We start from the raw sequence: 13,803 nt of genomic DNA, 5'->3' as shown, positions 1-13,803 counted from the left end.
CGCAACGGCGACTAAGGCATCATTGCAATGGGTGCGCGGTGAACGCTACGGGCCGGGTCCCGCCGCCGGCGGCTTCATGAAGCAGCCGGCCGCCGGGACCGCTGGCAAGAACTTCCAGCTCCGGGTCACGTAGAGAAGGATTTCTTTCGTTCGATGGCGTTGGTACTGTGCTGCCGTGCCTCCCCCTCGCACCGTCAGCGCCCCACCGGACGACCGCGCCCCGACCGTCGCGTCCACACGCTCCACCGGCCGGCGGTTGAAGCCGGCACGCTTCACCGAGTCCGGTCTCGGGTGGCTGCTGCTGCTGCCGTCGGTCGTGGTGTTCGTGCTGTTCGTGTTCTGGCCGCTGGGCCGGACGCTCTACCTGTCCGTTCACGGCAACGACCTCTTCGGCGCCCCGTCGGTGTACGTCGGCGCGGAGCACTACCGGGAGATGCTGTCGGCCGATTTCGGCAAGGTGCTGGCCACCACGGGACTGTTCACGCTGTTCTCCGTGGTGCCGGCCGTTCTGGGCGCGCTCGTGGTGGTGCTGCTGCTGGAGGCGCGCATCCGCGGGGTCCGGGTGTTGCGCACCGCCTTCGCGCTGCCGTTCGCGTTCTCGGTGGCCACGGCGTCGGTCGTCTTCGCCGTCATCTACAACCCGGCGATCGGCGTGGCGAACGGCGTGCTCGGCTCGGTCGGGATCGACCGCGTCAACTGGCTGACCGACCCGTCGATCGCGCTGCCCGCCGTCTGCGCCGCCACGGTGTGGATGAACTTCGGCTACAACGTCCTCGTGCTCTCCGCCGGCGTCGCGGCGATCTCACCCGAGGTGGTCGAGGCGGCACGGCTGGACGGGGCCACCGGCTGGCGGCTGGCTTCCCGGATCACCGTGCCGCTGCTCTCCCCGCAGCTGTTCTTCCTCGTCGTGGTGTCCACGATCCACGCGCTGCAGAGTTTCGGGCAGATCCACATCCTGACCAAGGGCGGCCCGGACCAGGCCACGACGACGCTTGTCTACTCGATCTACGAGAAGGCGTTCGCCTTCGGGTCCTCCGACTTCGGCTCGGCCAGCGCACAGGCCGTCGTGCTGCTGGTCGTCATGCTCGGCTGCACGGCCATCCAGTTCGGCATCCTCGAGCGGCGGGTCCACTACCGATGAAAAAGTTCAACCTCGGGCGGGTCGCCGTCTACGTCGTGCTCGGCCTGGCCGCGATCCCGGTTCTGTTTCCCATCTACTACGGCTTCGTCGGCGCCGTGATGGGCCCGGGCGACCTGGCGACCTACCCGCCCGCGCTGGTGCCGCACGAGCTCTACTGGCAGAACATCAGCGACGTCTTCCGCTCGGTGCCGCTCGGCCGCTTCTATGTGAACTCCGCCATCCAGGCCGGGCTCATCACGGTGGCCCAGATCGTCACCAGCATCCTGGCCGCGTACGCCTTCGCGTTCCTTCGCCTGCCCGCGAGGGCGGTGACGTTCAGCCTGTTCCTCGCCACCCTCATGGTGCCGTGGGAAGCGATCATCATCCCCAACTACCTGGCCATCTCCGGGTGGGGTCTGGCGCGGGGCGGGTTGACCTACCTCGGTCTCGTGCTGCCCTTCCTCGCGTCGGCCTTCGGCACGTTCCTGCTGCGGCAGGCCTTCCTGCAGTTCCCGACCGAGTTGCGGGACGCCGCGGTGATCGACGGGTGCGGCCACTGGCGCCTGTTGTGGCGGGTCATCGTGCCCCTGTCCAAGCCGTCGATCGCGGCGGTCGGGGTCTACGTCTTCCTGTCGGCGTGGAACCAGTACTTCTGGCCGCTCATCCTGATCCGCGACTCCGAGTACCAGACGCTGCAGATCGGCATCTCGCAGCTCAACGACGCCGAGGTGGCGCAACCGGGCCTCGTCCTCGCGGGCGTCGCGCTGTCCCTGCTCCCGACGTTGGCTGTCGTGCTCTTCGGTCAGCGCTACATCGTCCGTGGCCTCACCGCCGGCGCGCTGAAGTAATCCGAGAAGAGGAGAACCCGTGAGACAACCCAAGCTCCGTCGGGCCATGACGGCGTTCGTCGCCCTGGCAGCCGCCGCCGCGCTGACGGCGTGCGGTGGTTCCGGGTCCGACACCGATTCGGCCAAGGACGCGCTCGAGGCGCCCGGCGCGGAGGTGCTCGCGAAGGCCACCGACAAGACCACCATCGAGTTCTGGCACGGGATGAAGGGCGCCAACGCCGCGGCGATCGACAAGCTGGTCGCCGACTTCAACGCCCAGAGCGGCGGCAAGGCCGAGGTCAAGGCCATCTACCAGGGCAACTACGACGAGACGATCGCCAAGTACAAGGCCTCGGTGCAGCAGAAGAACACGCCCGCGCTGGTGCAGGTCTACGACATCGGCTCCCGCTTCATGGTCGACTCCAAGCAGACCGTGCCGATGTTCAAGTTCATCGACAAGGACGGGTTCAACGCCGGCGACATCGAGCCGAACATCGCCAACTACTACTCGATCGACGGCAAGCTCCAGTCGATGCCGTTCAACACCTCGACCCCGCTGCTCTACCTGAACAAGGAGGCCTTCGTCCGGGCCGGCCTCGACCCGACGAAGCCGCCGACGAACCTGGACGAGCTCGGGGAGATGGCGAAGAAGCTGACCGTCAAGGACGCCGGCGGCAAGACCGTCCAGTACGGCTTCGGGGCCGCCATCTACGGCTGGCTGCTGGAGCAGCTGATCGCCACCGACGGGAAGGAGTACTGCGACAACAGCAACGGGCGCAAGGGCCTGGCGACGAAGGTGCAGTTCGACCAGGAGACCGGCGTCCGCGTCGCGCAGTGGTGGGTGGACCTGGTGAAGGGCGGCTACGCGGCGAACACCGGCCGCAAGACCGACGACGCCCAGGCCGCCTTCAAGGCAGGCACCGTGGCGATGCACCTGGAGTCCACCGGCGCCATGCGCGGCTACGTCGACGCGGCCAAGGGCAAGTTCACCGTGCTCACCGCGCCGTACCCGAAGGCCAGCAGCGCGGCCACGGGCGGGCCGATCATCGGCGGCGCCTCGCTGTGGATCAACGGCGTCGGGCACAGCGACAAGGAGAAGCGCGCCGCCTGGGAGTTCGTGAAGTTCGCCGTGAGCCCGGCCCAGCAGGCCAAGTGGCACACCGGCACCGGATACGTACCGGTCAACGCCAAGGCACTCGACGAGCAGATCGACAAGGACTGGGTGGCGCAGTACCCGCAGTTCAAGACCGCCGTGGACCAGCTGCACGCGCTGCCGCCGTCGGTCGCGTCGGCCGGCTGCCTGCTCGGCGTGATGCCGCAGGCCCGCAAGGCGTCCGAGGACGGCCTGGAGGCGGCGATCGTCGGTAGCAAGCCGGCCGACCAGGCCATGAAGGACGCCGCGGCGAGCGTGCAGCCCGCGATCGACAGCTACAACAAGTCGGTCGGCTGACCGTCACGTCACCGCCGAGGGGACACCTCGGGTCGAGGGGTCGGCTCCGTCGGAGCCGGCCCCTCGATGCTCCGTCGGACCGCACTGCGCTCGGCGGGTCCGTCGGGTCAGACGATGTAGGCGTACAGGTCGACGATCGTGCCGTCCGCGCGATGCAACCCCGCCGAGTCGCCCTTCGTGCCGTTCCAGACGGCGGTGGTGCGGCAGTTGTGGTAGCCGGCCGCGTCATCCCGGCCCGGGCCGGTGTACACCCGCAGCACCCCGCCCGGCGGGATCACGTAACCGTCGCCCACCACCACCCTGGCGGACGACTGGCTGCGCAGATACCAGCCGCTGACGTCCACCGGCTGGCCGGAGACGTTGCGCAGGACGGCGTGCTCACCGGCCCACTGCGGCTCGTCGCCGGGGGAGCGGCACACGATGTCCTGGACGACCACACCCGCCGCGCCGGGCACCGGGTCGCGGCCGTGCAGCATGTTCGCCAGGGCGTACGGATAGTTGGTGATCATGCCGGCGACGCCGAGGTCGAGGGCCCGTCGCCACAACTCGGGCGAGTCGACCGTCCACGGCACGACGGCCATGCCCGCCGCGACGACCCGGGCCGCGTCCTCGGGGCGCAGCCGGCGGATGTCCGGGTTGACCGAGTAGACCCAGTCGGCGAGCTCGGTCAGCTTCCCGCCCGCCGGCACGTCGTAGGCGATCAGGGAGACCGGGACGTCCGGCAGCCGCGCGTGGAAGTCGCGGAGGGCCGGCTCGTCGAAGGACCCGACGACGAGCGGGCGCGGCAGGGGGCCCAGCTCGATATGGCTTCGACGCTCCCGCAGCCGGGCGGCGACCGCCGCCGCCAGCCCGGGATTCAACGCCGGCGACTTCAGCTCGAGGTTCAGGCCGACCCGGCCGCCGACCAGGTCGAGCAGCTCGTCGAAGGTCAGGATGTGCTGGCCGGCGAACTCGGCGTCGTACCAACCCCCGGCGTCGAGTTTCCTGAGTTCGGCGAGGGTGAAGTCGTGCACGTTCCAGGGCGCGCGGTCGGCGAAGACCAGCGCGGCGTCGGTGGTGCGGGCCAGCGTGGCGTCATGGATGATCACCAGTTCTCCGTCGGCGCTGAGCTGCACGTCGGTCTCGACGTAGTCGGCGCCCTCGGCGATCGCGAGCTCGACGGCGGCCGCGGTGTTCTCCGGCGCCACGCCGGACGATCCGCGGTGGGCGTACGTCGCGGCGCGCCCGCTGTTACGGCTGATCACTGCCTGACCCTAACCGCGGCGGCTACCGGGACAGGTATGCCTTGATGCTGGTCGGGACGCGCCCTGCCGCGTCCGCCATGGCGGTCTGCGCCTCTCCCCGGACCGGCACGAGGGTGCCGAGCTTGGGCGGGATGACGATCAGGTCGCCGATCGGTACGACCCGTTCGGCCTGTTGCCGCTCGATTCCTTCCGGCTCGGTCCAGATGATGTACACCAGCCGGACGTGCATCGGTTCGCTGTCCTCGTTGCGCAGCGACACGGCGGCGAATCGGCTGTTGCGGTCGACCACGCGGCCGGAGTCGTCCACCGGGGCGACGATCGGTTCGACGCCGACCGCCGGCGCGTCGACCCGCTCGGCGGCGCGGACGGACACGGCCACATCCACAGCCCACTGCGCCCTCTCGCCCGTGAAGATCAGCACGTCGATGCCACTCCCCGGTGCGACGACAAGCCGTCCCCGGTCGCTGCCGTAGACCGTGGCGACCTTCACCGCCGGTAGCGGGTTTCGCTGGGCATCGAGTGCCGTAAATTCCAGTGTCGGGGCGACCATCCGGGTGCTGTCGTTGTAGATGGTGAGGACCTGGTTCATGTACCCGTTCCCGGTGACCGGCGTGAACCGGAACTGCAGCAGGGATGCGAGACGGGGTGGGGTGAGGAGTCCGCAGCCGGCCAGCAGCAGCGTGGCCACGAGCCCGGCGACCAGCATCCGTAGCGCTGTCCGGGTCACGGGGGAGCGGGTCGCGGTCGAGGAGGGGAGCGGCACCGGCGCAGGATACGGCGGCGCTGTTCGCCGCGTTGCCCCGAGGCATCGGCCGGCGGCGGCGACTCGCCGCCCCCGCCGGGCCGGAACCCCTCACTGCTGGACGCGGATGCTCCAGGTCACCGACTCCGGTGCCGTGACGGCCAGGGTGAGCGTGCGCGGGCTTCGGAGGTTGACCTGGTTGCGGGTGGCGGAGACCGCCGATCCGCACGGGATGTGGAACTGGTCCAGCGGCTGGAACTCGACCCGGATGTCGGCGTCGGCCGGCGCGGAACAGGTCACGCTGATCCAGACCGGAACGTCGGACCGCACGGCGGCCCGGCCCACCAGCCGGGCGCCGTGCACCGGCGGCTGGTAGAGCAGCGTCCGCGTCCCCGGCAGTTCCTCGGCCGGGGCGCTGAGCGAGGGGGCCGCCGGCGCGCCGGTGGCGGGGGCCCGGGCGCGGTCGGGCCGCGGGTCGGCGGTTCCGGCGCAGCCGGTGATCGACGGGACAGCGGCGGCAAGGGCGAGGCCGGCAAGGGCGGCAGCAGTTCGCATGGCAGGGTCCCTGAGGGGGTACGGCCATGGCCCGCGCCCGATCCGCGCGCGGGCCATGGCGGGCGGATTAGTTCGTCTCCCAGTAACGCCAGCCCTCGGCGCTGGTCGGCACCTTGGCCGTACCCGAGGACTTGAGCACGGTGGAGCAGGACGCGCTGGTGTAGTAGTACCGCCAGCCGACGTTGTAACCCCAGGAGCCGTACTGCGCGTTGCCGTACTTTCCCGCGGTGATGTTGTGGTTGAACGTGTGACCGACCGAGATCGTGTTGCTCGAGGCGATCGACGCGCTGACCTCGACCTTGGCCTCCGCGACGATGCCGGAGACCGTGGCGCCGGCGCTGACGGTTGCGGTCGCCGTGATGGTGGTCGACTTGGTGACGCTGACCGACAGGCTGCCGCCGGGGCCGCTCTTGAAGTAGGCGCCCGAGGCGGGCATGTGGTAGCTGCTGCTGGACGTGATGTCGTAGAAGTACTCGGGCGGGCAGGCCAACGTGCTGTTCTCGCCGGCCAGCGCCGGAGCCGTCAGCGCCGCGCTGCCCATCACTCCGGACAGGACGGCCGCCGCCCACCGGGAAACACCTTTGCGCATTTCTCCTCCTTGGTTCGTCGAGTGCGCCCACCGAAACAGGGGGACGGCGGACGTCGTAAGAGCCGGCACCGGATCTGCGGAAGTGCGTACGGGCGACGCAAGCCCGCCGGGGCGGCGGAACACGGCTGCGCAAAGACGCACGAGAAGGTCACAGTTCGGCTACGAACCCGGGATTGAATCGGCGTAGGTGATTGGTTTCCCGTATGGCACCCCCGCTCGCCACCACCGCGCCGCAGGCGCATCCGGCAATGCCGATCCACCCGGCGCCGTCGCTGACGCGGTACGGCTTCACGCCCTCGGCCGATCTCGTCTTCCGGTCGCTGACCGCGTACGGCGGTCAGACCGGCGGGCGGCTGGCACGCGATCTCGGCATGCCCCTGACCATGGTCCTCGGCTGCCTGGCCGAACTGCGCGACGGCGGTCTCGTCGGTGAGCCGGCGGGCCCGCGCGCGGCGAGCGGGACGTGGCGGGCGGTGCCGCTGGCCCAGGCCATGACGGCGGTCGCGCACCTCTGCCAGCCCGGTCCCGGCGCGACCGGCCGGCCGTCGGCCCGGTCGATGCGGCTGAGCGACGAGCTGGTCGAACTCGGCGCCGGCGTCAACCACCTGACCACGCGGGACGCCGCCCGGCGCCGCCTGGCCGCGCTCGTCGGCATGGCCCGCCGCGAGCACCTGGCCATGAACCCGGAACCCACCTTCGACGAATCCGCCAAGACCGCCGCCGGTTCGATGGACCGCACGTTGCGGGAGCGTGGTGTCGCCGTACGGATGATCGGCGTCCAGCCGCGCGACGCGGACCTGCTGACCCCGTACGGCGGCACGGACGCCGGTGGGTCCACGGACAGCTACCGGAAAAGTCCCGGCGTGCCGCTCAAGCTGATCGTCGTGGACCGGGCGGTGGCGCTGTTCCCGGTCGACCCGGGCAACTACGAACGCGGCTACCTGGAGATCCGCCACGCCTCGGTGGTGGAGTCGTTGGTCGCGACGTTCGAGCGGCACTGGCGGTCGTGCCCGACCGGCACGCGGGCCGGCCTGGTCCTCACCGACCGCGAGGCGGCCCTGGTCAACCTGCTCGCCCGGGGTCACACCGAGGCCCGGGCCGCACGGGAGCTGCGGATCAGCGAGCGTTCCGTCTCCGGCATCCTGCGTGCCCTCATGGACCGGCTCCGCGTGACCAACCGGTTCCAACTCGGCCTGGTGCTCGGATCCGCCGGAGTCTTCGGCCCGCCGCCAGGTCACGACCGGCCCCCGGCCGGCTGAGCCCCGCCCACCAGTCCCACCGAGCGCGCCGTGCGCGGTCGGTCAGCCTCGTCCACCCGCCAGACATCTGGAAGGATCCCGATGGCCCTGCGTCACGATCTGCGCACCGGGGCGGCGGCGGTGCTCGCCGCCGCGCTCGTCCTCGGCTCGCCCCTGCCGGCCGCCGCCACCAGCGAAACGTGGGGCGGCGCCGACCAGATACCGGTCTCGCAGTGCGCAACCGGCCAGGTCGAGTCCATCGACGCGGCCGGCACCCTGCACGGTTGGGTCAACACCTGCGCCGCCACGCCCGCCGGCGCGGCGTACGCGGTCCTCTACTACGTCAGCGGTCAGCTCAGCGGGGGCGCCCTGTACCGGTACGGGCGGACCGGGACCGCCGACCCCTTCGCCGTGCCGGTTCCGGTGCCGATGGGTGACGGCGAGTACACCGCCTACTGCCTGGGCATCGGTCCTGGCTCGATCATGCCCGGGTCGCTCAACCGCTGCCTGCTCGTCACGCGCACCGGCGCGCAACTGGTGAGTCGGCCACTCAGCTACAAGGACCCGATCCTTGTCGGTAACGGCGGTGGCGGCGGCAACTGCGCCACCTGCCTGCGGCCGCCCCCGGACTGACCGAGCCCGGTCCCTTCCCCGCCAGCACCGAACACGGCCCCCAGGAGGCTCCGGTGTCGCAGCTCCGGCTCTCACCGCGCGAGGCAGCGTTGATCGACCTGCTCGCGCGGGGGCACACCGACGCCACCGCGGCCCGGGAACTCGGGATCAGCAAACGGTCGGTGTCGAACATGATGCGGTCACTGATGGACCGGCTGCACGTGGACAACCGGTTCCAGCTGGGCGCCGCCCTGGGCGCCTTGAACATCGTCGCCTCGCCCGACCGTGTCAACAGCGCCGAGGCGCCAGCGGCAGAGGAGTCGGTGTGAGATCCGTCGCCGTGGGAAGTTCGGGCGCGCCGGAGAGGTTGTGCGGCACGTGCCGGAGACGGATGTGGTGGTTGTCGGGGCCGGGCAGGCGGGCCTGTCCAGCGCCTACCACCTGCGCTCCTCCGGTCTCGACTTCGCGGTGCTGGACGCCGACGCGGCACCCGGCGGCGCCTGGCGGCACCGGTGGCCGACGCTGCGCATGGCGACCGTGCACGGCATCTTCGACCTGCCCGGAATGCACTTCACGCCGCCCCCGCCGGACGAACCCGCCGCCGACGCGGTGCCGGCCTACTTCGCCGCCTTCGAGCGGGAATTCGGCATCGACGTGCAACGGCCGATCGCCGTCACGGCCGTCCGGAACGCCGACGACCGACGACTCCTCGTCGAATCCGACAAAGGCACCTGGACCACCCGCGCACTGATCAACGCGACGGGGACGTGGACCAGGCCGTTCGTGCCGTACTACCCGGGGCAGGAGACGTTCCTCGGGCGCCAGCTGCACACCGCCCACTACCGCGGGCCGGCGGAATTCGCCGGCAAGCGGGTGGTCGTCGTCGGGGGCGGGGCCTCGGCCGTGCAGCTCCTGGTCGAGGTCGCCGACGTCGCGGCGACGACGACCTGGGTCACCCGTCGCCCGCCGGTGTTCCGGGACGGGCCGTTCACCCCGGACTACGGGCGCGAGGTGGTCGCCAAGGTGGAGGCACGCGTACGGGCCGGCCTTCCTCCGGGCAGCATCGCCAGCGCGACCGAGCTGGCGTGGACACCGCAGGTGCGCGAAGCCCGGGACCGGGGCCTCCTCCGACGTCGGCCGATGTTCGACAAGATCGTCCCCGGCGGCGTCCAGTGGCGCGACGGCGCCGCGCAGGACGTGGACGTCATCCTCTGGTGCACCGGCTTCCGGCCGGCGCTCGACCACCTGGCGCCCCTGCGCCTGCGCGGCCCTCGCGGCGGCATCGTCATGGACGGCACCCGGGTGGTCGCCGATCCCCGGATCCACCTGGTCGGCTACGGGCCGTCCGCCAGCACGGTCGGCGCGAACCGTGCCGGGCGGGCGGCGGTCCGCGAGCTGCGCACGCTCCTGGCGCCCGCCCTCGCCTGAGCGCTCACCCGACCTGGTCGTTGTCCTTCAGCGCGCCCCAGCCGTGCCAGCGGTCGATCTCGATGACGGCGCTCACCCGCCGGCGGTCGCGCCGTGGATACGCCCTGCCGGTGTAGTGCTGGGAGAGCCGGTCGATGTCGGCCAGGTCCTCGTCGTCGCGGAATTCGACGACGCGCCCCAGGATCGTGACGTGGGTGTACCAGCCCTGCTCGTCGAGCACCGTCAGGGTGACCCGGGGGTCGTTGCGGAGATGGCTGAGCCGGCGGCGACCCTCGTCCATGTTCACCATGACCCGGCCGTCGTCCCACAGGTACCAGGTGGCCGCGGAGACCGGCTGACCGTCGGCCCGGAGCGTGCCGATGACCGCGGGGTTCGCCTTGCGCAGCATGGTGATCGCGGATTCGGGCAGCGGCGGCTTCGACATGGTTCTCCTCCTCGCGACAGCGTGACCTCCGCAATGTACGCAACCGCCGGGCGGATCGGGCCGGCTACGGTTTGGCCGCCGCCCGCGCCCTCCGCCGCCGGGGCACCGCCAGGAGCGCGACGGCCAGGGCGCCGGCGGCGCCGACACCGAGGACCGCCGGCCACGACGTCGACCGCCCGGTCCGCGCCGACCCGTGCGGCTCGGCCTTGACCTGGGCGACGGGACGGTCCTGCTTCTTCTCGTCCGGGGTGACCAGGCGGCCGACCGACGCGCCGGGGGAGAGCGCGAAGCCCCAGTTCAGCAGCGCCGCCGCCTCGCCCAGGCTGCCCAGCGGCGCGGTTTCCGCGCCGAGCAGGGTCACGGCGAGCCGCCGGCCGTCGCGCTCGGCCACCCCCACGTACGTCTGTCGTGCCAGGTCGGTGAAGCCGGTCTTCCCGCCGAGCGTCCCCGGGTAGTGGTCCAGCAGGGTGTTGTCGTGGGTCAGGGAGAAGCCGGCTCGTCCCGGCGCTGCGGGAACCTCCGCCACCCGGGTCGCGACGTACCGCCGGAAGTCCGCGCGGGCGTAGGTGGCGCGCGCGATCAACGCCAGGTCGTACGCGCTGGTGTACTGGCCGGGACCGTCCAGGCCGGACGGTGTCACGGCGTGGGTCTGGTGTGCGCCCAGCCGGTGTGCCTCGTCGTTCATGGCCTGCACGCCGCCCTGCCGGCCGGCGGGGCCACCACCGACGCGGGCCAGCACGTTGGCGGCGTCGTTGCCCGATTTCAGGAGAAGCCCCAGCCACAGGCTCTCGATCGAGTACCGGCCGCCGGGGACCACCCCCATCACCGAGCTGGCCGGATCGAGGTCCTGCAGGTCCGCCCGGGTCACCTCGACCACCTGGTTCGGGTCGAGGTGCGGCATCAGGGCCGCGGCGAGCAGCATCTTCTGCACACTGGCCGGCGTGCGGCGCTCGTGCGGCCCGCATCCGCCCAGCACCGCGCCACTGTCCAGGTCGGCCACCAGCCACGAGGTGGCGGTCACCGCCGGGGCCGCCGGCGCACCGGCCGGGACGGACAGTCCCGCCGTCGCCAGCGACTCGCCGCCGACGGCGAGGTCGGCGGGGGCGACCGGCGGCGGAGACGGTGCGGCCGGTGGGGCAACCGGCGGCTGCACGGTCGGGCAGGGCAGGTACGGCGTGGCGGCCCGCGCCGGTGACGCCGACACCGCGGCGGGCACGGTCAGGACGGCACTGAGCACTACCGCAGCGATGCGAATAATGGTCACGCCTTCGCACCGTAATCGCCCGCCATGCGGGCATGGCGCGGTTGCCGAAAGTGGTCCCGGCAGGGCGACAATTTCCGGCCTCGACCCGACAAGCACCTTCTCCACGGACTTGTGCCGTTTCGCGCGGCTCCGAAAGTGCGATTTCCGGCCTCCCCGGGTCCATTCCGTCGAAACGCGCCGCCCTGTCGTCGCCGGGCCGGTGAGCGTCTGCAGCGCCCGGCCGCGAAGCCGGTCGAGGGATCCTGAGCAGGCGCGTCGAGTGGCTCGCTCCGAAGGCGCCTCCTTCGCCGGGGAACCCGGCGGGTGGGCCAGGCTCAGACCGCGACCTCGGCGCTGAGCACGATGGTGCGCTCCTCCGGCAGGTGGAGGAACTCGGCGTGACTGGCGGCGTTGTGGGCCAGGGCGATGAACAGGCGCTTGCGCCAGACGGCCATGCCGGGCTGGCGCGTGCAACGCAGCGTGATCCGCGAGACGAAGTAGGAGACCTGGTCCTGGTCGAGGTTGATGGCCCTGGCCTGCGGATGGGTGGCCGCGCGGCGGAGCACCTCGGGGAAGTCGGTGGGATCCTGGAAGCCGAAGAGCGCGTCGATGTGGATGATGCCGTCGTTCGGGTCGCCGAGGTCGTCGACGGTGAGGCGCTGGTCCCAGGGGATGTGGGGGACGTTGCCGGTGCGACCGGTGATGATCACAATTCGTTCGTGCCGGACGTGGTAGTGCGCGACGTTCGCGCGCAACGCCAGGGGCGTCGTCTCCTTGTTCGGATGGGGAAAGACCGCGGTGCCCGGCACCCACGGGATCTTCGTGGCGTGCAAATGGTCGAGGAACTCGGGGAGCGGTCCCTCCCGTTCGATCCGCCGGGCGGTGACCAGCTCCGCGCCGCGCCGCCAGGTCAGCAGGACCGTGAACAGGATGATCGCGATGAGCAGCGTCAGCCAACCGCCGTGGGTGACCTTCGCCAGGTTCGCCGTGAAGAAGGTCAGCTCGATGCTGCCGAAGACGACGCCGAACAGCACCAGCCGCCAGGTGCTCCAGTGCCATCCCGCCCGGGCGACGACCAGGAACAGGGTCGTGGTGATCATGAAGGTGCCGGTGACCGCCACGCCGTAGGCGGCGGCGAGGTTCGTGGACGAGCCGAACGCGAACACCACCACCAGGACCGCCGCGAACAGGCCCCAGTTCACGCCGGGGGCGTAGATCTGTCCGTACTGGCGGCGCGAGGTCTGCCGGATGCGCAGGTGCGGCAGGAAGCCCAGCCGCATGGCCTCCCGGGACACCGAGAACGCCCCGGAGATCACCGACTGGGACGCGATCACGGTGGCCACGGTCGCCAGCACGACCATCGGCAGCTGCGCCCAGCTCGGCAGCAGCAGGAAGAACGGGTTGTCCCGGCTTCCCGGCGCCCGCAGGATCAGTGCGCCCTGGCCGAGATAGTTCAGGGTCAGCGCCGGGAAGACGATCCCGAACCAGGCTTGGCGGATCGGAGCGCGACCGAAGTGCCCCATGTCGGCGTAGAGCGCCTCGGCTCCGGTGATCGACAGCACCACGGCACCCATCGCGATGAACGCGATCATCGGGTGGTCGACGACGAACAGGGCCGCGTACGTCGGTGACAGCCCGGCCAGCACGTTCGGGTGACGGATCACCTCGGCCGCGCCGGCGACGCCCAGGCAGGCGAACCAGAGCAGCATGATCGGCCCGAACACGGCCCCGACCCGCCCGGTGCCCCAGCGCTGGATGGCGAACAGCAGGGTGAGGATCACCGCCGACGCCGGCAGGACCACGACCGCCAACCTGGGGGAGATCACCTCCAGTCCTTCCACGGCCGACAGCACCGAGATCGCCGGGGTGATCACGCTGTCCCCGTAGAACAGGGCCGCGCCGAGCGCCCCGAGCGCCAGCACGGTCTCGGCGCGGCGCTCACTGATCGTGAGCAGCGCCCGCCGGGCGAGGGCGGCCAGGGCCATCACCCCGCCCTCGCCCTCGTTGTCGGCCCGCAGGATGAAGATGACGTACTTGACCGAGACGATCAGGATGATCGACCAGAAGACCCACGAGATCACGCCGAACACGTCGGGAGCGTCCGGTGTCAGGCTGCGGTCCAGGGTGAAGACGGTCTTCAGCGCGTACAGCGGGCTCGTGCCGATGTCGCCGTAGACCACACCCAACGCGCCCAGCAGCAGGCCGAGCCTCGCCGGCGACGTCCGGGACGCCGTCCCGCCATCCTCCGGGGGTTCCGGGGCGCCTGCCCCGGGCTGCTCGTTGCCTGCACGCTCCGCCACCCCATAGGCATATCAACTCTCGGCCGGCCCT

General features: G+C 71.2%; 14 protein-coding genes. 7 read left to right on the top strand and 7 right to left on the bottom strand.

Translation table 11 applies throughout. The features are described from left to right. Positions 1-175: 175 nt before the first annotated feature. The 3 genes from ACZ6PY_RS18085 to ACZ6PY_RS18075 are packed head-to-tail and all read left to right on the top strand — an operon-like array spanning position 176 to position 3,397. Positions 176-1,141 carry a carbohydrate ABC transporter permease gene (locus tag ACZ6PY_RS18085; protein ID WP_466073518.1) on the top strand — a complete coding sequence of 322 codons (966 nt, stop codon included), beginning with the start codon at positions 176-178 and terminating at the stop codon, positions 1,139-1,141. Beyond that, positions 1,138-1,968: a carbohydrate ABC transporter permease gene (locus tag ACZ6PY_RS18080; RefSeq protein ID WP_466073517.1), complete on the top strand. Its 831-nt coding sequence runs from the start codon at positions 1,138-1,140 to the stop codon at positions 1,966-1,968. Before ACZ6PY_RS18085 ends, ACZ6PY_RS18080 begins: the two co-directional genes overlap by 4 nt. Positions 1,969-1,987: 19 nt before the next feature. Next, positions 1,988-3,397 carry an ABC transporter substrate-binding protein gene (locus ACZ6PY_RS18075; protein ID WP_466073515.1) on the top strand — a complete coding sequence of 470 codons (1,410 nt, stop codon included), beginning with the start codon at positions 1,988-1,990 and terminating at the stop codon, positions 3,395-3,397. A gap of 107 nt (positions 3,398-3,504) precedes the next feature. Here ACZ6PY_RS18075 and ACZ6PY_RS18070 read toward each other — a convergent pair whose 3' ends face one another. The 4 genes from ACZ6PY_RS18070 to ACZ6PY_RS18055 form a co-directional block, all read right to left on the bottom strand. Then, the gene (locus ACZ6PY_RS18070) at positions 3,505-4,641 is read right to left on the bottom strand and encodes a glycerophosphodiester phosphodiesterase family protein (RefSeq protein ID WP_466073513.1); all 1,137 of its coding nucleotides are present in this window, start codon (positions 4,639-4,641) and stop codon (positions 3,505-3,507) included. 22 nt (positions 4,642-4,663) lie between these two features. Next, on the bottom strand, positions 4,664-5,404 hold the full coding sequence (locus tag ACZ6PY_RS18065; RefSeq protein ID WP_466073511.1) for a hypothetical protein: 741 nt from the start codon (positions 5,402-5,404) through the stop codon (positions 4,664-4,666). Positions 5,405-5,494: 90 nt separating this feature from the next. Next, positions 5,495-5,938 carry a hypothetical protein gene (locus tag ACZ6PY_RS18060; protein WP_466073510.1) on the bottom strand — a complete coding sequence of 148 codons (444 nt, stop codon included), beginning with the start codon at positions 5,936-5,938 and terminating at the stop codon, positions 5,495-5,497. 67 nt (positions 5,939-6,005) lie between these two features. After that, positions 6,006-6,527, bottom strand: a complete 522-nt coding sequence (locus tag ACZ6PY_RS18055) for a hypothetical protein (protein ID WP_466073508.1) — start codon at positions 6,525-6,527, stop codon at positions 6,006-6,008. A gap of 203 nt (positions 6,528-6,730) precedes the next feature. On the opposite strand from ACZ6PY_RS18055, the gene ACZ6PY_RS18050 reads away from it, so the two are divergent. From ACZ6PY_RS18050 to ACZ6PY_RS18035, 4 genes are all read left to right on the top strand, one after another. Next, positions 6,731-7,786: a helix-turn-helix transcriptional regulator gene (locus tag ACZ6PY_RS18050; RefSeq protein WP_466073507.1), complete on the top strand. Its 1,056-nt coding sequence runs from the start codon at positions 6,731-6,733 to the stop codon at positions 7,784-7,786. 81 nt (positions 7,787-7,867) lie between these two features. Then, complete coding sequence (locus ACZ6PY_RS18045) at positions 7,868-8,398, top strand: hypothetical protein (protein WP_466073505.1); 531 nt, start codon at positions 7,868-7,870, stop codon at positions 8,396-8,398. Positions 8,399-8,451: 53 nt separating this feature from the next. After that, positions 8,452-8,706: a response regulator transcription factor gene (locus tag ACZ6PY_RS18040; RefSeq protein WP_466073503.1), complete on the top strand. Its 255-nt coding sequence runs from the start codon at positions 8,452-8,454 to the stop codon at positions 8,704-8,706. Positions 8,707-8,755: 49 nt separating this feature from the next. Then, entirely contained in the window at positions 8,756-9,805 is a 1,050-nt protein-coding gene (locus ACZ6PY_RS18035) for an FAD-dependent oxidoreductase (protein ID WP_466073501.1), read from the top strand. 4 nt (positions 9,806-9,809) lie between these two features. Here the strand turns inward: ACZ6PY_RS18035 and ACZ6PY_RS18030 are convergent, their stop codons facing one another. The 3 genes from ACZ6PY_RS18030 to ACZ6PY_RS18020 all read right to left on the bottom strand — a co-directional run bounded on the left by ACZ6PY_RS18030 (position 9,810) and on the right by ACZ6PY_RS18020 (position 13,772). After that, positions 9,810-10,229: a PPOX class F420-dependent oxidoreductase gene (locus tag ACZ6PY_RS18030; RefSeq protein WP_466073499.1), complete on the bottom strand. Its 420-nt coding sequence runs from the start codon at positions 10,227-10,229 to the stop codon at positions 9,810-9,812. 64 nt (positions 10,230-10,293) lie between these two features. Then, the gene (locus tag ACZ6PY_RS18025; RefSeq protein WP_466073497.1) at positions 10,294-11,493 is read right to left on the bottom strand and encodes a D-alanyl-D-alanine carboxypeptidase family protein; all 1,200 of its coding nucleotides are present in this window, start codon (positions 11,491-11,493) and stop codon (positions 10,294-10,296) included. A 314-nt stretch (positions 11,494-11,807) separates the two neighbouring features. Then, positions 11,808-13,772, bottom strand: a complete 1,965-nt coding sequence (locus ACZ6PY_RS18020) for a potassium transporter Kup (RefSeq protein WP_466073495.1) — start codon at positions 13,770-13,772, stop codon at positions 11,808-11,810. Positions 13,773-13,803 lie beyond the last annotated feature (31 nt).

It is taken from the genome of Micromonospora sp. NPDC048907 (assembly GCF_055586885.1).
The sequence above is the reverse complement of the archived record's forward strand: the minus strand, read 5'-3'. Positions and strand labels throughout refer to the sequence as shown.

Coding starts and splice junctions, on each gene's coding strand:
- ACZ6PY_RS18060 (WP_466073510.1), bottom strand. CDS start 5,938: ATGCGAACTGCTGCCGCCCTTGCCGGCCTCGCCCTTGCCGCCGCTGTC.
- ACZ6PY_RS18030 (WP_466073499.1), bottom strand. CDS start 10,229: ATGTCGAAGCCGCCGCTGCCCGAATCCGCGATCACCATGCTGCGCAAG.
- ACZ6PY_RS18045 (WP_466073505.1), top strand. CDS start 7,868: ATGGCCCTGCGTCACGATCTGCGCACCGGGGCGGCGGCGGTGCTCGCC.
- ACZ6PY_RS18055 (WP_466073508.1), bottom strand. CDS start 6,527: ATGCGCAAAGGTGTTTCCCGGTGGGCGGCGGCCGTCCTGTCCGGAGTG.
- ACZ6PY_RS18050 (WP_466073507.1), top strand. CDS start 6,731: ATGGCACCCCCGCTCGCCACCACCGCGCCGCAGGCGCATCCGGCAATG.
- ACZ6PY_RS18080 (WP_466073517.1), top strand. CDS start 1,138: ATGAAAAAGTTCAACCTCGGGCGGGTCGCCGTCTACGTCGTGCTCGGC.